This window comes from Streptomyces sp. NPDC026538 (assembly GCF_055567535.1).
In genome coordinates this window covers 268135-285880 of the sequence record NZ_JBVHQG010000010.1, presented here as the reverse complement: position 1 = coordinate 285880, position 17746 = coordinate 268135, and the positions used below count along the sequence as shown (strand labels likewise).

At 72.5% G+C, this 17746-nt stretch carries 16 protein-coding genes; 5 read left to right on the top strand and 11 right to left on the bottom strand.

Annotation, left to right across the window (positions count from 1 at the left end):
• Positions 1 to 6: 6 nt before the first annotated feature.
• The 3 genes from ACZ4N4_RS34780 to ACZ4N4_RS34770 form a co-directional block, all read right to left on the bottom strand.
• On the bottom strand, positions 7 to 1056 hold the full coding sequence (locus tag ACZ4N4_RS34780) for a Zn-dependent alcohol dehydrogenase (RefSeq protein WP_453565436.1): 1050 nt from the start codon (positions 1054 to 1056) through the stop codon (positions 7 to 9).
• Positions 1056 to 2210 (bottom strand): acyl-CoA dehydrogenase family protein, encoded by a 1155-nt coding sequence (locus ACZ4N4_RS34775; RefSeq protein WP_467596312.1) that lies wholly within the window; start codon positions 2208 to 2210, stop codon positions 1056 to 1058. Before ACZ4N4_RS34775 ends, ACZ4N4_RS34780 begins: the two co-directional genes overlap by 1 nt.
• A 283-nt stretch (positions 2211 to 2493) precedes the next feature.
• On the bottom strand, positions 2494 to 3408 hold the full coding sequence (locus ACZ4N4_RS34770; RefSeq protein WP_467596309.1) for an SDR family NAD(P)-dependent oxidoreductase: 915 nt from the start codon (positions 3406 to 3408) through the stop codon (positions 2494 to 2496).
• Positions 3409 to 3494: 86 nt separating this feature from the next.
• Between ACZ4N4_RS34770 and ACZ4N4_RS34765 the strand changes: the two genes are divergently transcribed.
• Positions 3495 to 4430: a cyclase family protein gene (locus tag ACZ4N4_RS34765; RefSeq protein WP_453565443.1), complete on the top strand. Its 936-nt coding sequence runs from the start codon at positions 3495 to 3497 to the stop codon at positions 4428 to 4430.
• 326 nt (positions 4431 to 4756) lie between these two features.
• Here the strand turns inward: ACZ4N4_RS34765 and ACZ4N4_RS34760 are convergent, their stop codons facing one another.
• From ACZ4N4_RS34760 to ACZ4N4_RS34750, 3 genes are all read right to left on the bottom strand, one after another.
• The gene (locus ACZ4N4_RS34760; RefSeq protein WP_467596493.1) at positions 4757 to 5233 is read right to left on the bottom strand and encodes an ATP-binding protein; all 477 of its coding nucleotides are present in this window, start codon (positions 5231 to 5233) and stop codon (positions 4757 to 4759) included.
• Positions 5234 to 5785: 552 nt separating this feature from the next.
• Positions 5786 to 6655, bottom strand: a complete 870-nt coding sequence (locus ACZ4N4_RS34755; protein WP_453565446.1) for an acyl-CoA dehydrogenase family protein — start codon at positions 6653 to 6655, stop codon at positions 5786 to 5788.
• A gap of 6 nt (positions 6656 to 6661) precedes the next feature.
• The gene (locus ACZ4N4_RS34750; protein ID WP_467596305.1) at positions 6662 to 7792 is read right to left on the bottom strand and encodes an acyl-CoA dehydrogenase family protein; all 1131 of its coding nucleotides are present in this window, start codon (positions 7790 to 7792) and stop codon (positions 6662 to 6664) included.
• A gap of 127 nt (positions 7793 to 7919) precedes the next feature.
• Here ACZ4N4_RS34750 and ACZ4N4_RS34745 point away from each other — a divergent pair, with 127 nt between their 5' ends.
• Entirely contained in the window at positions 7920 to 9617 is a 1698-nt protein-coding gene (locus ACZ4N4_RS34745; RefSeq protein ID WP_467596302.1) for a class I adenylate-forming enzyme family protein, read from the top strand.
• On the opposite strand, the gene ACZ4N4_RS34740 is transcribed toward ACZ4N4_RS34745, so the two are convergent.
• A complete protein-coding gene (locus tag ACZ4N4_RS34740; RefSeq protein ID WP_467596300.1) occupies positions 9601 to 10113 on the bottom strand; it encodes an EF-hand domain-containing protein in 513 nt (170 codons plus the stop codon). The genes ACZ4N4_RS34745 and ACZ4N4_RS34740 overlap by 17 nt on opposite strands.
• 201 nt (positions 10114 to 10314) lie before the next feature.
• A complete protein-coding gene (locus ACZ4N4_RS34735; protein WP_453565455.1) occupies positions 10315 to 10689 on the bottom strand; it encodes an STAS domain-containing protein in 375 nt (124 codons plus the stop codon).
• Between the two features lie 394 nt (positions 10690 to 11083).
• Here ACZ4N4_RS34735 and ACZ4N4_RS34730 point away from each other — a divergent pair, with 394 nt between their 5' ends.
• On the top strand, positions 11084 to 11662 hold the full coding sequence (locus ACZ4N4_RS34730) for a sigma-70 family RNA polymerase sigma factor (RefSeq protein WP_467596297.1): 579 nt from the start codon (positions 11084 to 11086) through the stop codon (positions 11660 to 11662).
• Complete coding sequence (locus ACZ4N4_RS34725; RefSeq protein ID WP_467596294.1) at positions 11659 to 12945, top strand: maleylpyruvate isomerase N-terminal domain-containing protein; 1287 nt, start codon at positions 11659 to 11661, stop codon at positions 12943 to 12945. Before ACZ4N4_RS34730 ends, ACZ4N4_RS34725 begins: the two co-directional genes overlap by 4 nt.
• A 190-nt stretch (positions 12946 to 13135) precedes the next feature.
• Here the strand turns inward: ACZ4N4_RS34725 and purU are convergent, their stop codons facing one another.
• Both purU and ACZ4N4_RS34715 read right to left on the bottom strand, forming a co-directional pair.
• Complete coding sequence (gene purU, locus ACZ4N4_RS34720) at positions 13136 to 14020, bottom strand: formyltetrahydrofolate deformylase (protein WP_453565459.1); 885 nt, start codon at positions 14018 to 14020, stop codon at positions 13136 to 13138.
• A 56-nt stretch (positions 14021 to 14076) separates the two neighbouring features.
• Positions 14077 to 14577 (bottom strand): SCO4402 family protein, encoded by a 501-nt coding sequence (locus tag ACZ4N4_RS34715; RefSeq protein WP_467596291.1) that lies wholly within the window; start codon positions 14575 to 14577, stop codon positions 14077 to 14079.
• Between the two features lie 117 nt (positions 14578 to 14694).
• Here ACZ4N4_RS34715 and ACZ4N4_RS34710 point away from each other — a divergent pair, with 117 nt between their 5' ends.
• Positions 14695 to 15999, top strand: coding sequence for an ABC transporter substrate-binding protein (locus ACZ4N4_RS34710; RefSeq protein WP_467596288.1), 1305 nt, complete (start codon positions 14695 to 14697; stop codon positions 15997 to 15999).
• Positions 16000 to 16061: 62 nt separating this feature from the next.
• Here the strand turns inward: ACZ4N4_RS34710 and ACZ4N4_RS34705 are convergent, their stop codons facing one another.
• Positions 16062 to 17726, bottom strand: coding sequence for a hypothetical protein (locus ACZ4N4_RS34705; protein WP_467596285.1), 1665 nt, complete (start codon positions 17724 to 17726; stop codon positions 16062 to 16064).
• Positions 17727 to 17746 lie beyond the last annotated feature (20 nt).

The window sequence follows — 17746 nt, the reverse complement described above, 5'->3', positions numbered from 1 at the left end:
GGTTCGCTAGAACGTGAGCACCCCCCGTGCCACCCGTCCCGCCTCCGCGTCGGCGCGGGCCTTCTCGAAGTCCTCCACCGGGTAGGCCGCGGTGACCAGTTCGTCGAGCATCAGGCGCCCCTGGCGGTACAGCTCGGCGTACAGGGCGATGTCCCGCTGGGGGCGGGAGGAGCCGTAGCGGCAGCCGAGGATGGACTTGTCGAGGAACATCGAGGCGACGACGAAGGACGCCTCGGCGGTGGCGGCGGGTGTGCCGAGGAGGACGGCCTGGCCGTGCCGGTCCAGGAGGTCGACGGCCTGCCGGACCAGCTCGACCCGGCCGACGCACTCGAACGCGTGGTCCACCCCGGTCGGCAGCAGGTCCCTGACGCCGTCCGTCGAGGTCAGGAAGTCGGTCGCGCCGAACTGCCGGGCCACCTCCTCCTTGGCCGGGTTGGCGTCCACGGCCACGATCCGCAGCGCTCCCGCGATCCGGGCGCCCTGGATGACGTTGAGCCCGATCCCGCCGGTGCCGATGACCAGCACGGTGTCGCCGCGGTCGACGCGGGCGCGGTTCAGTACGGCGCCCACCCCGGTCAGCACGCCGCAGCCGATGAGGGCGGCCGAGGTCAGCGGGATGTCCTTAGGAATCCGTACCGCCTGCACGGCCTTGACGACCGTCCGTTCCGCGAAGGCCGAGTTGGACGCGAACTGGTAGACGGCCCGGCCGCCGCGCGTGAACGGCTTCTGCGGCCGCCCTATGGCCTTGCGGCACATGGTGGGCCGCCCACGGTCACAGTCGGCGCAGGCACCGCAGTTGGCGAGCGTGGACAGCGCGACATGGTCCCCGGGCGCGACATGGCTGACCCCCACACCGATCGCCTCCACCACCCCGGCACCCTCATGTCCGAGCACCACAGGAACAGGGAAAGGTATGGTCCCGTCCACCACGGACAGATCGCTGTGGCACAGCCCGGCCGCCGCGACGGAGACCAGCACCTCCCCCGCCCCCGGCTCGCGTACGTCCAGGTCGTCGACGACCTGCACCTGTTTCCCGTCGAACACCACTGCGCGCATCACGACTCGACCCCCTTGGGTTCCCTCGGCAGACCGAGCACCCGCTCGGCGATGATCGTGCGCTGGACCTGGTCCGAGCCGCCGTAGACGGTGTCGGCCCGGGAGAAGAGGAACAGGTGCTGGGCGGTGTCCAGTTCGTACGGCGCCGCGGCCGACCAGTCGGCCGGCCCGACGCCCGCGCCGGCGCCCCGCACCAGCACGGCGAGTTCCCCGAGCCGCTGGTGCCAGCCGGCCCACAGCAGCTTGGCCACGCTGGGCGCGCCGGGCTCGGCGGCCGAACCGCCCAGCGTGCGCAGGGCGTTCCAGCGCATGACCCGCAGCTCGGCCCACTGCCGCACGAGCCGCGCCCGTACGACCGGGTCGTCGGCGGCGCCGGTCGCCACGGCGTCCCGCACCACCCGTCCCAGTTCCTCGGCGAACCCGATCTGCTGGGCGAGGGTGGACACGCCGCGCTCGAAGCCGAGCAGGCTCATGGCCACGCGCCAGCCGTTGCCCTCGCCGCCGACGACGTGCTCCACGCGCGCGTGCGCCCCGTCGAAGAAGACCTCGTTGAAGTCGCTGGTGCCGGTCATCTGGCGGATGGGGCGGACCTCTATCCGGCCCGGCTGGTCCATGGGCACGAGCAGGAAGCTCAGTCCGTGGTGGCGCCGCGAGCCGGGCTCGGTCCGCGCGAGCACGAAACACCAGTCGGCGTCGTGCGCGAGCGAGGTCCAGATCTTCTGCCCGGTGACGCGGTAGCCGTCCGCCTCGCGTACGGCCGCGGTCCGCACGCCGGCGAGGTCGGAGCCGGCGCCGGGTTCGCTGTACCCCTGGCACCACAGCTCCTCCCCGGCGGCGACGGCGGGCAGAAAGCGTTCCTTCTGCTCGTCGCTGCCGTGGGCGATGAGCGTCGGGGCGAGCAGGTTCTCCCCGATGTGCCCGGAGCGCGGGGGCGCGGCCGACCGGGCGTACTCCTCGGCCCACACGACCTGCTGGGTGAGCGTGGCGGTCCGGTTCCCGTACCCGCCCTCGGCCCACCCGAGCCCGATCCATCCGGCGGCCCCGAGCGTGCGCTCCCAGCCGCGCCGGTCCGCATCGGCTTGGACGTGCGTGTCGAGCCAGGCGCGGACTTCGCGGCGAAACGCGTCGTCCTCCGGCGCGAAGCCGAACTCCACGGTGACCTCCAGAAAGGTGTCGGGGCTACGGCCGTACGAGAACCGCCGGAGACCGCCTCGTGACCGATCGCCGTCGCGGCGGAGAGAAGTCGGGGGCCGACAGGATGCATGGACCGCGGAAACGGGTGAGCTGATCGGCAACCCGGCAGGCGGGTACCGTGAACGCCGGTGTGGACAGCCGGCCCAGGGGCGCTGGGGTACCCCCGGCCGAAGGCTGGGGGAGGAACCGCGCGAGCAACCACGACGGCGCCGCACTCGCACAACGCACCGCATCCCACCCCCTTCAGGCGTTCGGCCGCTCCCCGGCCCGCGCGGCGGACTCCATCGCCGTCAGACGTGCCAGCATCGGCATCGGGTCCACCCCCACGCTCCCCGGCAGGAACTCGGCGATCCGCTCCGGCGTCCAGGACCCTTCCGAGGCGTACGCGGCGCGTAACTCCCTCGGCTGGGCCCAGACCGCGATCTTCGGCCCGGCCACCGTGTACACCTGCCCGGTGATGCCCGCGTCCCGTGCCGCGTCCGACAGCAGGTAGACCACGAACGCCGCGACGTCCTCCGGTTCACCGATCTCGGTCAGTTCCGTCGGGACCCCCGCCGACATCCGGGTCCGGGCCACCGGCGCCACCGCGTTCGCGGTCACCCCGTACTTGTGCAGGCCCAGCGCGGCGCTGCGCACCAGCGAGATGATCCCGCCCTTGGCCGCGCTGTAGTTGGCCTGCGAGACCGAGCCCTGGTGGTTGCCGCTGGTGAAGCCGATCAGGGTGCCGGCGCGCTGGGCGCGCATCACCGCCGAGGCCGCCCGGAACACCGTGAACGTGCCCTTGAGGTGGGTGGCGACCACCGGGTCCCACTCCTCCTCGGCCATGTTGAACAGCATCCGCTCGCGCAGGATCCCGGCCACGCACACGACCCCGTCGAGGCGGCCGTACGACGACAGCGCCGTGTCCACGACCCGCCGGCCGCCCGCCATCGTGGAGATGTCGTCGGCGACCGCGACCGCGTCCCCGCCGGCCGCCTCGATCTCCTTGACGACGGCCTCGGCGATCTCGCTGGTGGGAGATCCGCCGTCGACCGAGACGCCGTAGTCGTTGACGACGACCTTCGCCCCCTGGGCCGCGGCCGCCAGCCCGACCGCCCGTCCGATCCCGCGCCCCGCACCCGTCACGGCGACGACCTTGCCTGCCAAGAAGTTCCCCACGCCCGGCCCCTTCCCGCGGTTTCTGACGGACCGTTAGATTTTATGGCGCGACGGATGCGCGGACACAAGCCCCGGGGAGGACCCAGATGTCACTGCCTGCAGCCCATTCGGCGTTTCACGACATCGCCAAGCGCGTCAACAACTGGGGCCGCTGGGGTGCCGACGACGAGATCGGCACGCTGAACCTGATCACCGACGAGGTGGTGCGGGAGGCGGCGGCGACCGTCCGGACCGGCCGCCGCGTCCCGCTCGCCCTCCCGCTCCGGCAGGACGGCGTACAGACCGGCATGATCCCGGGGCGGGTCAACCCCCTGCACGTCATGGTGCAGATCAACCAGGAGCTCTTCGGCCCGGGAACGGTCGCCTGCAGCGACGACGCGGTGACCATGGGCCTGCAGGCGGGCACCCACTGGGACGCGCTCACCCATGTCTCGCACTCGGGGAAGGTGTACAACGGCCGCCCGGCGCAGTCCGTGACCGCGCACGGCGGTGCCGAGTTCGGCGGCATCGACAAGGCGCCGTACATCGTCTCGCGCGGGGTGCTGCTGGACGTGGCACGCGCGCGTGGCGTGGACCGGCTGGCGGGCGGCCACGCGGTCACGCCCGAGGATCTCGAAGCGGCCGAGGAACTGGCCGGGACCACGGTCCGCGCCGGCGACATCGTGCTGGTGCGGACCGGGCAGGTGCAGGTGTACCTCGCCGGGGACAAGCACGGGTACGGCTATCCGTCGCCGGGGCTGTCGGTGCGTACCCCGGAGTGGTTCCACGCGCGCGATGTGGCCGCCGTCGCCAACGACACCCTGACGTTCGAGATCTTCCCGCCCGAGATCGAGGACCTGTGGCTGCCCGTGCACGCCCTGGACCTGGTGGAGATGGGGATGCTGCAGGGCCAGAACTGGAATCTCGAAAAGTTGTCCACAGCCTGTGGAGAAACCGGACGGTACGCGTTCCTGCTGTCCGCGATGCCGGAGCCGTTCGTCGGGGCGACGGGCACGCCGGTCGCCCCGGTGGCCGTGTTCTGAAGGTCCGCACGCGTCGCCGCCCGAGGCCGGTGTCACGCCGAGACCGGCGTGACACCGCCCCTCCCCCATTCCCCCTGGAACCCGGACGGCTGCGCGCACCGGCCCGCCCCGAGCCCGGTCCCGCACGCCGCCGTCCGACTCGACCCACGCTCGACGAGGGCGTCCGCCAACAGGCCCCTCGCCGTCCCCTCGCGGCGAATCGCAGACCTCAAGCGTGAGCATGCGATCACAAGGCGTCAACACCCGTTCGAGGTTTTAGGAGTTATGCCCCGGTTCATCACGGGCGCGCACGGATGCATTCCCCGGCGCATCACCGCACGGCGGGATCACACCGCCTCGAACGCCAGCCCCTCGAACGAGGCCAGCCCGCCTCCGTACGCCACCGCCGCGCCCCGACCGGGCTCCGAACACCGGTCGAGTTCGCACCAGATGCGCTTGCCGCCGCCTTCGGGGCTCCAGCCCCAACGGTCGGCCAGGCCGTCGACGAGGGCAAGTCCCCGGCCGCCGGTCGCGTCACTGTCGACGCACCGCGGTACGGGCGCGCGGTCGCTGGTGTCGGCGACCTCCAGCCGCACGGTGACCGACTCCTCGGCGCCCCCGCGGTCCACCCCCGGCAGCGAGAGCCGCAGCACGGCCGGACAGCCCGTGTGCACCACGGCATTGGTGACCAGCTCGGAGACGAGCAGGATCAGCGTCTCGGCCAGCGGCTCGTCCGCCGCTATACCGGACCCGGCGAGGCGCGAGCGCGCCCACCTCCTGGCCCGTCCCACCTCCGCGGGGTCGGGCCGGATCTCCAGCTGCACTTGAAGCACCTGCACCGCTCACACCATCCGAACCGGCGGACACATGAACCCGCGCCGAGCGAGCGCCGCGACAAGGACCGCGACGACAAGGACGACGAGGGCCACGATCGTAGCCATTTTCTGCATGGCCAGAACAACGGCCAGAGCAAGGGTCACGGAACGTGATTCCCTTACGAGACAGCATGGTTGACGTACAGTCACCCCAACAAGCGCTTCGGGCATATTCCAACGCGAAGGAGTACGCGTACGGCATACTGTGCGACGCTCGCTGCGGGGAGTCGAACAGGCGGGGGCGCAAGCCCTTACCGCCCTGCGAGCGGCGGTACGCACCATGAGCCGCGGGGCCGCTTCGACGGCACCGCCGGCATGGCTCGTCCTCGGAACCACTCGCATCCCACAGAAGGTACCCGAGGGGAGACCCGACTCCAGGCCGTGACGAGTCACGCGTTGGACACAACCCGATATCGACGCTCCGTGACACCGAAATGCCACGATCCGCGACACTCCACCGTCCGGACCCCTGATTCCGCAGCCCAGAGCCGTTTCGAACGCTCACCCGAGCAGGTCGGCGGCGAGCATCTCCTCACTCTCCGTGTCGCCTCCGCGACGCTGCGCCCGAACCCACGCGCGCTTCACGTGCAGATGCACCTCCGCCTCCCAGGTGAAGCCCATCCCGCCGTGCACCTGGAGACAGTCCCGGGCGCCACGTACGGCGGCCTCGTCGGCGAGCAGCCGGGCCGCCGCGATGTCCACCGGGTCGGCGGTCACGGCGGCCGCGTAGACGGCCGCACGCGCGGTCTCGGCGCGCACCAGCATCTCGGCGCACAGATGCTTGACCGCCTGGAAGGCCCCGATCGGCCGCCCGAACTGTTCGCGGGTCCGGGCGTGTTGCACGGCGAGCTCGCACGCGCGCGTGGCGGTGCCGAGCTGCTCGGCGGCGGTGAGGAGCACGGCGACCGGGTCGGGTGCCGCGGCCGCCGTCCCCGGCACCCGGTGCAGGGGTGTCAACGGGTCCACGGAACGCAGTGCCACGGCCCCGGACGCGTCCCCTCGTACGGCGTCGGCCTCGGCAAGCCACTCCACCAGGCCGCCGTCCACGCGGGCCACCACGGCCTCCCCGGTGGCCGCGCCCGGCACGTCGGCCGCCGCGAGGTGGGTGGCCACCAGCGGGCCGGTCAGCAGGGCCCGGCCCGCCTCCTCGAAGACCAACACCGCCTCGGGCAGCCCGAGTCCGACCCCGCCGTCCGCCTCCGGCAGCCGCAGCGCGAAGAACCCGGCCGCCCCCAGCTCCCGCCACAGCCCCCGGTCCAGGGCGGGCGCGCCGACCGCCGCCCGCAGCGCTCCGCCGTCGAACCGGCGTGCGAGCAGCTCCCGCATCCCGTCCCGCAACGCCCGCTGGTCGTCGCTCAGTTGGAAGCGCACGCCCGTTCACCGCCCCTTCGGCAGCCCGAGGATCCGCTCGGCCACGATGTTCCGCTGGATCTGCGAGGTCCCGGCCGCGATGGTGTACGAGAGCGAGGAGAGCCGGTCGAGGACCCACGGCCGGTCCAGGTCGAGGGCGTCCGGGCCGAGCACGGCGGCGGCCGCGTCGTACAGCTCCTGCCGGGCGTGCGAGTAGCGCAGTTTGAAGACCGAGCCGCCGACGCCGGGTACGCCGCTGCCCTCCGCCTCGCTGACGTTCCACTGGGTCAGCCGCCACAGCGCCCGGAACTCGGCGTTCAGCCGGCCGAGGCGGCGGCGCAGCTCCGGGTCGTCCCAGGTGCCGTTCGCACGTGCCACGCGCGCGAGGTCGCCGAGCACCCGGCGGCAGGCGACGACCTCGCCGACGAAGGCGGTGCCGCGCTCGAAGGAGAGGGTCACCATGGTGACGCGCCAGCCGTCGTTCTCGGCGCCCACCCGGTTGGCCACGGGCACCCGCACCTCGTCGAGGAACACCTCGGCGAACTCGGCGGACCCGGCGAGCGTGCGCAGCGGCCGTACGGTGATGCCCGGCGCGGTCATGGGCATGGCCAGCCAGCTGATGCCCTTGTGCCGGGGTGCCTGCGGGTCCGTGCGCACCAGCAGCTCGCACCAGTCGGCGACCTCCGCGTGCGAGGTCCAGATCTTGGAGCCGCTCACCACGTAGTCGTCCCCGTCCCGCCACGCGCGCGTGCGCAGCGCCGCCAGGTCGGAGCCGGCGCCCGGTTCGCTGAAGCCCTGGCACCACACCTCGTCCCCGCGCAGGATCGGCGCCAGCCAGCGCGCCCGCTGCTCCCCGTTGCCCTCGGCGGCGATGGTGGGGCCCGCGTGCAGCAGGCCCACGAAGTTGGCGCCCACATAGGGCGCGCCGGCCCTCTCGGTCTCCTCCAGGAAGATCAGCCGCACGGTGGGCGACGCGCCCCAGTGGACGTCGGCGTACCCGGCGTCGTACAGCATCCGCTGCCAGCCGAGGTCCCAGGCGCGGCGGCCCGGCCAGTCCTCGGGCCGCGGCTTCGGCGGCAGGCCGGGGAGCACCTTGGCGAGCCACTCCCGCAGCCGCGCCCGGAAGTCCTCCTCCTCGGGTGTGCAGGACAGATCCACCGGCGGACACCCCCACGGAGCTGATGGCTCGTCAGATCTCGCAGGCTAGCCCCGCACCCCTGGACCGGCAAGGTGCCAGGACCTACGATCTGACGACTCGTCAGTTACGGCGGCAGGGGGCTCGGCCATGGACGAAACGAACGCCACCGCACACGAGGCGAACGCCGCCCCGCACGCAGCGAAGGCCCTCGCGAACGAAGCGAACGCCGTCGCGCGCGAGCTGGGCGCCGCCCGCACGCTCTGGGACCTGGTCGCCCGCCGCGCCGAACTCACCCCCGGCCGGCCGGTGTTCCTCCAGGGCGACCGCACCCTGTCCTTCGGTGACCTGCGCGCGCGTGCCGAACGCACGGCGGCCGGACTGTACGCCATGGGTGTGCGCCCCGGCACGGTCGTCGCCTGGCAGCTGCCCACCCGCATCGAGACGGCGATCCTGTCCTTCGCGCTGGCCCGCCTGGGCGCCGTACAGAGCCCCGTCATCCCCTTCTACCGGGACCGCGAGGTCGGCTTCGCACTGCGCGAGTCCCGGGCCGAGTTCTTCGCCGTACCGGGCGTGTGGCGCGGCTTCGACCACACGGAGATGGCCCGGCGGCTGGGCGCGAAGGGGATCTTCGAGGCGTACGACGAGCTGCCCGCCGGCGATCCGTCCGTGCTGCCCGCCCCGCCCGCCGAGGGCACCTCCGTCCGGTGGATCTACTGGACCTCGGGAACCACCTCGGACCCCAAGGGCGTTCTCCACACGGACCGTTCACTGATCGCGGGCGGTTCCTGCCTGGCACACGCATTGCGGCTCACGGCGGCCGACGTGGGCTCGATGGCCTTCCCGTACGCGCACATCGCGGGCCCCGACTACACGGTGATGCTGCTGCTGTACGGCTTCCCGGCGGTCATGTTCGAGCAGTTCGCGCTGCCGGACGCCCTCCCGGAGTACCGCAGGCACGGGGTGACGGTGGCGGGCGGCTCGACGGCGTTCTACTCGATGTTCCTGGCGGAGCAGCGCAGGCAGCCGGGGGTCCCGGTGATCCCCTCGCTGCGGCTGCTGGCCGGCGGGGGGGCGCCCAAGCCCCCGGAGGTCTACCACGCGGTGGTGCGCGAGATGGGGGTGCAGCTGACGCACGGGTACGGCATGACCGAGGTGCCGATGATCACGATGGGGGCGCCGGACGACACGGCGGAGAACCTGGCGACGACCGAGGGCAGGCCCCCGGAGGGGATGGAGATACGGGTCGCCGAGGGGGGTGAGGTGCGGCTGCGCGGGGAGGCGGTGTGCCAGGGGTACCTGGATCCGGCGCAGACCGCCGAGGCCTTCGACGGGGACGGGTTCCTGCGGACCGGCGACCTCGGACAGTTGACCGAAAGCGGTCATCTCGTCCTCACCGGGCGCCTCAAGGACGTGATCATCCGCAAGGGCGAGAACATCTCGGCGAAGGAGATCGAGGACCTGCTCGCCGCGCATCCGGCGGTGGGCGACGCGGCGGTGGTGGGGCTGCCGGACGCGGAGCGCGGGGAGCTGGTGTGCGCGGTGGTCGAACAACCGCCGGGGAGCGCCGCGTTGACGCTCCCGGAGGTGGTGGCCCATCTGCGCGCGGAAGGGCTGTCGGTGCACAAGCTGCCGGAGCGACTGGAGGTGGTGGACGCCCTTCCGCGCAACGAGACCCTGCGCAAGGTGCTCAAGTACAAGCTGCGCGAGCGCTTCTCGGCGCCCGCCCCGAACGCCGGGGCCGCCGCGCCCGGGAGCGCGAAGGCTCCCGCGCCGGGAAGCGGGGAGACTCCCGCACCACGGAAGCCGGGGTCCTCCGCACCGGGGAGAGCTACTCAGGGATCGTGAAGTAGCGGGCGAACGCGGGGACGATCTCCGTCTCCGCGACCTTCCCGTCGCCGTCGATGTCGAGGCCGGACGCCACCGCACGGGCGACCTCCGGGGGAACCCCGAGGACGCGGAGCACGCGCACGGTGTCGGCGACGGTCGCCGTGCCGTCGTTCGCGGTGTCCGCGAGGGCGAGGGCCGCGTGCAGGAAGGGCCGGGCGATCTCGCCGAACCGGTCGGGGTTGTCGTGCAGCCGCTTGACCGCGCCGCTCACGAACTCCTCGCGGGTGATGCGCTGGTCGCCGTCCCGGTCCGCCATGCCGGCCATGCCCTGCCAGAAGCCCTCCGCGCCGGCGTACAGGGCCTGGCCCTTGTCGGAGCGGGCGGGGACGCCGAACTCGGCGAGCAGCGCCTTGGCCGCCGAGTTGAAGTCCTCGCGGTCGATCCAGCCGTTGCCGTCCTGGTCGAAGGTTGCGAACCGGGCGGCGATCCGTCGCTCGTACTCGGTGCTGACCATGTGTGTTCGGGCCGCCTTACGTGACGTGGGGGGTTCCTCTCGCAGGGAGCGTACGACGCGGGCGGCGGCCCGGCAGCGGGAAAACGACCCTTGTGCCAAGACCGGGGGAATTCTGCGACAACAACGTGGCAGTGCCGTGATCGTCGGCTATGGAGGGCGCGTCGCGCCCGCCGGTCCACCGGCTCCGGAGGGCGCGGCCCGCTATGCCGAGAGCGGGCCCTCCTCGTCGCTGACCGCGCTGTCCATGTCCGGGTACACGTCGAACAACCGTCGTACGCCGAGGGCCCCGAGGACCCGGTTGACGTGAGAACCGTCACTCGCGCCCTGGGCGGGCAGTATCAGCCGCAGCTGCCCCCGGCAGGAGCGGATCAGGCGACGGGCGGCGATGAGGACGCCGACCCCGCTGGAGTCGCAGAAGAAGACGCCGGAGAGGTCGAGGACCAGGCTGTGATGGCCGTCGGCCACCGCGTCGTGCACCCGCTGGCGCAGCACCGGCGAGGTCACCAGGTCCAGTTCGCCCGACACCCCGAGCACGGCCCAGTCACCCTGTTCGACGTCGGTCACCTTGAAAGCCACGGCTCAGCCCTTCGCTCGCCGGATCTCCGGAACCGCCCGGAAACGGAGCCAGTTCCTTCGCTTCTTTTCGCGCGGCTGCCCAGCGGCCGTTCCCCGAAACCCTGGATGACAAACGAGCGACGATCAGCAAGGGTCTTGTTTCGGTCACTGTCGATCCTGTTCGATCAGAAGCAGTGGGTTCGCCCGGATCTGACTGTGACACCGCACAAGCGCCCGGAGGGGCGCACTGGCCAGCGCACGGAGAAGCGCACGGAGGAACACCGAAGGGGCCCTACCACTCGCGGGCCGTCGGGGGGCGCGCATTGTCACAAAGGGGCGTGCGTTGTCCGACGTGCCGACTACATTCGAGGAGACGGTGGAGACACGCTGGACGCAGGCACGGGGAGGGGGCCGCATGGCGAAGAAGGACGCACCGCCCCGCTGGGACCGCAAGATGCAGCAGCGGCTCGCGCGCGGCGAGGCCGCCGCCCTCGGCGAGTTCTACGACCGCTTCGCCTCGCTCGTGCACGGCCTGGCCCACCGCGTCCTCGGCGACGAGCGGGCCGCCGACTCCATAACCCGCGAGGTCTTCGCCCATGTCTGGGAGCATCCGGACGCCTACGACCCCAGGCAGGGCCCGCTGCGCTCCTGGGTCGCCGCCCTGACCCACCGGCTCGCCGTGCAGCGCCTCAGGGCCACCGAGACCGCCGCGCTCACCCCGGGCGACACCGGTGCGGAGGCCACGGAGGAGCTGGAGCGCAAGGTGCGGCGCGCCTCCGTCGCCGCCCGCGCCGACTACATCGTGCACTCCATGCCGACCCCGCTGCGCGCCGCCCTGGACCTCGCCTACTTCCAGCGACGTGACTACCGCCAGACCGCGGTGGACCTCGACGTCACCGAGGACGAGGCCCGCCGTCGGCTGCGCCTCGGGCTGTTGCTGCTCTCCACCGCACATGACGCCGGGAGACCGCCCGGGTACGGAGGTGCGGAGTGACCGGCGCCGATCCCTTCGACGCGCACGACGGCACGGGGTCCGGCGGCGGGGCCGGTGACGTGCCGCGGGACGGCGGCGGCGAGCCGGGCGGGCCGCCGCGCATCCCGCTGCCCCGGGACTCCGTCGAGGACGGCGGGCGTCCGCTGCCCGAACTCGACGACCTGCCGCCGGTACCGCTGGAGTTGCCGCACGACGTCCTGAAGGCGCTGCTGGGTGCCTGGGCGCTGGCCGCCTGCTCGCCGGCGGAGGCCCTCTCCGTCGAGATCCACCTCGGCGACTGCGGGGCCTGCGCGGACGAGGCACGGCGGCTGCGCGAGGCGGTCGGCCTGCTGCACCAGCCGGAGAGCCTCGACCTCGACCCCGGTCTGCGCACCCGCGTCCTGGAGGCCTGCCTGGACCGCCGGCCGCCGCGCATTCCGATCCCCGAGTGGGCGGCGCCCTACGACGCCGAGACCGCCCGCCTGGACGCCCTGCTCCAGGACATCGGCGACGCGGAGTGGCACGCGCCGGTACGGCTGCGCTGGTTCGACGGCGCGGCGCCGACGAGCCGCCGTACGACGGTCGCCGGGGTCATCGCGCACCTGCTGTCCGTCGACGGCCTGGTGGCGGCCGCACTCGGCCTGGACGACCCGCTGGGCGACGCGCCCGCGCAGAGCCCCTCGGCCCGCACCGAGGCCTTCTGGCAGGCCTCGTACTTCCCGCCGACCCGTGCGGTGCGGGTTCCCTGGCGGGAGCAGAGCCACCGGCTCGTGCAGACCGTCTCCTTCACCGGCAGCGGCGCCGGGCGCCTCGGGGTGTCGTACGGCGACTTCGCGCTGCCGTTGCACGACGCGATGCTGGACCGTGCCTTCGAGTGCTGGGTGCACGCGGAGGACATCGCGGTGGCCGTGGACTACCCCTACGGGCCGCTGGCCCCGAGGTACCTGCACCGGATGATCGACCTCGCGGCGCGGATGCTGCCCGCTGCGCTGGCGGCGCGCCGGCAGGCGGGGCTGGCGGCGCCCGGGCCGACCCCGCACCTGGTCCCTGCGGGACAGCCCGGCCGCAGCCTGCGGCTGGAGATCGAGGGCAACGGGGGCGGCGAGTGGCTGATCCCGCTGGACTCGCCGGGGGCGGTGGGCTCGGAGGAGTTCGAGGTGGCGCACGTGGCGCTGGACGACGTGGAGTTCTGCCGGCTGGCCGCGGGCCACGTTCCTCCGGAGGATGCGGCGGCAGGGCAGTTGGGAGACCGGGCGGCGATCAGGGATGTCCTGTTCGCGGCGGCGAGCCTGAGCCGGATGTAGGGGGTGCCGCGGTCGTGCGGCGGCCGCGGGTGGTTCGTGGCTGATCGCGCAGTTCCCCGCGCCCCTGAAAGCCGAAAGCGGCGCGCAGCCCCGTCTTTTCCAGGGGCGCGGGGAACTGCGCGAACGGACCCCCACGCGGCCGCGGCCGCCGTACGACCGCACCACCCCGCTCCTCGGGCGAACGGAACGGTCAGGCGAAGACGACCGTTCGCCGGCCGTTGAGCAGGATGCGTCGCTCCGCGTGCCACTTCACCGCCCGCGCCAGCGCCTGGCACTCCACGTCCCGCCCGATCGCGACCAGCTGGTCCGGGGTGACGCCGTGGCCCACCCGCTCGACCTCCTGCTCGATGATCGGCCCCTCGTCGAGGTCCGCCGTGACGTAGTGCGCCGTCGCCCCGATCAGCTTGACGCCCCGCGCATGCGCCTGGTGGTAGGGCTTCGCGCCCTTGAAGCTCGGCAGGAACGAGTGGTGGATGTTGATGATCCGGCCGCTGAGCTGCTTGCACAGCTCGTCCGAGAGGACCTGCATGTACCGGGCCAGGACCACCAGTTCGACGTTCTCCTCGCGGACCAGCTCCAGGAGCTGGGCCTCCGCGTCGGCCTTGGTCTCCTTCGTCACCGGGATGTGGCGGAAGGGGACGTGGTACGACTCCACCAGTTCCGCGAATTCGGTGTGGTTGGAGACCACCGCGGCGATCTCCACCGGCAGCGCGCCGATCCGCGCCCGGAAGAGCAGGTCGTTCAGGCAGTGCCCGAACTTGCTGACCATGAGGACGACGCGCATCCGCTCGTCGGCCCGGTTGATCTGCCAGTCCATGTGGAAGGAGTCACCGACCGCCGCGAAACTGGCCCGCAGCTTGTCGACCGTCACCGGCGCCTCGGCCGAGAAGTGCACGCGCATGAAGAACAGACCCGTGTCGTGGTCCCCGAACTGCTGGCTGTCCTCGATGTTGCAGCCGGTCATGAACAGGTAGCTCGACACGGCGTGCACGATGCCCTGCTTGTCCGGGCAGGAGAGGGTGAGGACGTACTGGTCGGCCAGGGCGGCCTGGGCTCGGGTGGACTGATCGGTCATGCACCACAGAATCTCATGCCCGGCCGCCCCGGGCGGTCAGCGTCCGCTTCGCGGACTCACGCCGCCCGCGTCATGATCCGCAGCACCTCGAGGCTGCGCGGCGGGATGTCCGGATCGTCGTCGTCGCTCGCCGCCAGGCGCGTGTGCGCGTCCCGGGCCGCCCGGACCGCGTCCGGCCACGCCTGGTGGTCGAGGTACGCGGAGACCGGCGCGTCCGGCCCGACCTGGTGCATGATCCGCAGCACCCGCAGGACGGCGGTGTCGACGAGCGCCGCCTCCTGCGAGTCGCGGAATATCGTCCCGACGTATTTCTCCGCGGACCAGTTGTCCAGCCAGGTGTCCTCGACCAGCCGGTAGACCGCGTCGGTCACGTCGCCGTACCCCTCCTGACCGGCCAGCCAGACGTTCCGCTGGAACTCCGGGTCGGAGAGCATGTGCAGCGCGGAGCGCACATTGCTGCGCCAGCGCCACCACGGCATGTCATTGAGTGGCATGCCGCCCATGGTGGAGGAGCGACGGCCGCGACGGGAAGAGTTCTCCGAACCTTGCACGGTCATCGATCGTACGTTCCTCGTCACACGCCCGTCACAGGCCCCCGTAATTCACCTGCGCGTCACCTCTCATTGACCATGGGTCACTCGGAGGTTAGTGATGTGACGGAATCGTGCGTGTCCATGACCGGCAGGCGCCTCACCCTCAGCACCGTCCTCCCCACGACCCACCGGCGCGTCAGAGCCACCGTGCTGTCCGCGGTCGCCATGACGGCCTGTGCGTCCCTCGCCGCCGGCTGCGGGGCCGTCCCGGGGCTGTCGGGCTCGGGGGACGACGAGATCAAGGTGATGACCTGGGCGCCGCAGAAGACCGGCGCCACCAACAAGCCCGGTATGCCCGCCATGGCATCGGCCATCGTCCGCTGGGTCAACTCGCAGGGCGGCGTCGACGGCCACAAGCTCAAGCTGGTCACCTGCAACGACCACAACTCCAGCGTGGGCGCCGCGAACTGCGCCCAGAAGGCGGCCGACGAGAACGTCGTCGCCGTCGTCGGCTCCTACAGCCAGTTCGGCGACTCCTACTTCGCCGCGCTGGAAGGCGCCGCCATCCCCTACATAGGCGGCTACGGGGCGTCGAACGAGGAGTTCACCAGCCCCGTCTCCTACCCGGTCAACGGCGGCCAGCTCACCCTGCTGTCCGGACTCGGGGAGGCACTGGCCGACACCTGCGGCCCGGTCACCCTGGTCCGCCCGGACACCATCGCCGGCGACCAGCTGCCCCAGCTGCTCGACTCGGGCCTGCAGGCCGGCGACCACGCCAAGTCGAACGACCAGCTGGCGGCCGAGGACCTCACCGAGTACGACAAGCAGTCGCAGAAGGCGCTGGAGAGCGCCAGCTCGGACTCGCTGAAGACGGGCTGTGTGGTGCCCGAGCTCGGTGACCGCACGGCCACCTTCATGGACAACTTCCAGCGGGCCCGCCAGGACTACCCGAAGGTGAAGACGGCCGCCGAGGTCGGCAGCGTCGACCAGACGGTGATCAACTCCACCGGCGGTGCGTCCGGCCCGTACGAGGGGTCGTACATCACCGGCTGGTACCCGGTGGCCTCGGACGCGCGCTGGAACCAGATGAAGAAGGTCATCAGCAAGGAGGCCTTCGGCGACAACCGGATCGACCCGGCCGACGCCGGGGTGCAGACGACCTGGATCGCCTACCAGGTCCTGATCGCCGCCCTGAAGAAGATCGGCACCGGCGACGTCAGCGCCGACAGTGTGCGCCGCACCCTCAACGACGGCCTGAAGGTCTCCACCGGCGGCCTCACCCCGGCGCTGTCCTGGCCCTACCAGGGCAAGCTGTCCGCGGCCGGCTTCTCCCGGCTGGTCAACACCGACGTGAACGTCCAGACGGTCAAGGGCGGCCTGCTCCAGTCGGCGAACAAGAACGCGCTGGACATGACCAAGATCCTGGAGAACGCGAACCTCACCTGACCGGCCGGGCCGGCCGGCTGACCCGGCCGGCCCGCTGACCGGCTCCTACCGCCGGCCCGCTCTCACAGCTGGGTCGGCTGCCGCTGGGTCAGCCCGTACTTGCTCGCGATCGTGTTCCACAGCGCGGCCGCCTTCACCTTCTGGGAGCTGGCGGTGCCGCTCTCCTGGTTGCCGGCCGCGGTCTGGCCGGTGGCGCGGGCCTGGCCCTTGTGGCAGCCGTGTTTGCCCTTGGTCTGGTCGGCCCAGGCCGCGTAGTGGTTGTCGGCGTTCGCGGAGGCCTGCCAGGCCTTGGTGAGGGCGGTGGTCAGCTCGGCGTTGGCCGGCAGCTTGTCGACGGACAGCTTCGACAGCCGGGTGACCAGCGCGGCCCGCTGCGTGGCGGCATTGCGCAGGTCGGAGGCGGAGCCGTCCAGGTTCTTGCACTGCTTCACATTGGCCACGGCACCGATCACCGTGGCCCGGCTGCTGCCGCTGTCGGCGAGCAGCTTGTCCAGGGCGGCGGCCTGCGCCTTCCCCTCGTCGGCCCCGGCCGACGAGGAGGCGTCGCCGGCGGGCGCGGACGCGGCGACCGTCTTGCTGTCGTCGCCCGAGCCCCCGCCGCCGCCCCCGCTGAACAGGGCACCGGCCCCGATCCCGAGGACGGCGATCCCGATCCCGACGGCCGCGATCACCGGCACCTTCGACCGGCCACGACCGCCCCGGCCACCGCCGTCACCGTCATGACCGTGGTCGTACGACGACGGGGGCGGGGTGTACGCCGGCTGCTGCTGGAAGCTCGGCGGCGGCTGCTGGAAGCGCGGCAGGTGGGCCGTGGACGCGGCCGGGGGCTCGCCGCCCGGCCCGCTGCGGAAGAGGTTGTCGAACTCGGCGGGCGGCTGCCGGTCGCCGCCCTGCTCGGCACCGGCCTGGTACGGCGGGATGTACTGCGTGGCCTCGGCGTCGGAGTGCGCGGCGGGCGCGGACTGCCGGCCCAGGAAGGTGGTCTGCTCGTGGGACATCTCCGGCGGCAGCGCACCCGGGCCGATCGGCGGTATCAGCTGGGTGGCCCCCTCGGGGGCCGCCGCCACGGGCGGTATGTACTGCGTGGCCCCCTCGTCCACCGGCGCGGCGGGCACCGGCGGGATGAACTGGGTCGCGCCCTCGTCGGCGGACGGCAGGACACCGGGGTATCCGCCGTGGCCTCCGTGCGGGACGGCGGGCGGCAGCGCGGCACCCGGGGCGCCGTAGGGGTCCTGGCCGCCGGTCTGCGGGGCGCCGTACGACTGCTGGGGCTGTGCGCCGTAGCCGTACGACTGCTCGTAGCCGCCGCCGTACGACGGGGCGGGCGCCCCCTCCGGCGGGAGCGGGCCGGCGCCGGAGCCGGGGGACCGGTACTGGTCGGCCTGGGACTGCGCGGCCTGGGACTGGGCGGCCTGGGACTGAGCAGCGTGCGACTGGGCGTTCCAGGCGGGCGGCAGCTCGGGCGCCGGCTCCTGGGTGTTCCACTCCTGGCCGGCCGCCTGCGGCCAGCCCTGCTCGGGCTGCGGCGCGCCCTGCTGGTGACCGGGCCCCCACGGCTGTCCCCAGGCCTGGCCCTCGGAGGGCGCGGTGGTCGGCGCCGGGGCGGGGGCGGGCGGCTGTGATACGGGGGCGGGAACGCCCGTCATGCCCGGCAGCAGCGGCTCGCCACCGTCGGAGGGCAGCACGATGCCTTCGCGCGCGGGCTCGCCCTGTCCACTCTGCGTCACCGGGACTCCTACTAATGGGG

What these genes read in the sequence shown, in the direction of transcription:
- ACZ4N4_RS34780 (WP_453565436.1), bottom strand. Translation starts at nt 1,056, where the DNA reads ATGCGCGCAGTGGTGTTCGACGGGAAACAGGTGCAGGTCGTCGACGAC.
- ACZ4N4_RS34765 (WP_453565443.1), top strand. Translation starts at nt 3,495, where the DNA reads ATGTCACTGCCTGCAGCCCATTCGGCGTTTCACGACATCGCCAAGCGC.
- ACZ4N4_RS34745 (WP_467596302.1), top strand. Translation starts at nt 7,920, where the DNA reads ATGGACGAAACGAACGCCACCGCACACGAGGCGAACGCCGCCCCGCAC.
- ACZ4N4_RS34740 (WP_467596300.1), bottom strand. Translation starts at nt 10,113, where the DNA reads ATGGTCAGCACCGAGTACGAGCGACGGATCGCCGCCCGGTTCGCAACC.
- ACZ4N4_RS34730 (WP_467596297.1), top strand. Translation starts at nt 11,084, where the DNA reads ATGGCGAAGAAGGACGCACCGCCCCGCTGGGACCGCAAGATGCAGCAG.
- purU (WP_453565459.1), bottom strand. Translation starts at nt 14,020, where the DNA reads ATGACCGATCAGTCCACCCGAGCCCAGGCCGCCCTGGCCGACCAGTAC.
- ACZ4N4_RS34715 (WP_467596291.1), bottom strand. Translation starts at nt 14,577, where the DNA reads ATGACCGTGCAAGGTTCGGAGAACTCTTCCCGTCGCGGCCGTCGCTCC.
- ACZ4N4_RS34710 (WP_467596288.1), top strand. Translation starts at nt 14,695, where the DNA reads ATGACCGGCAGGCGCCTCACCCTCAGCACCGTCCTCCCCACGACCCAC.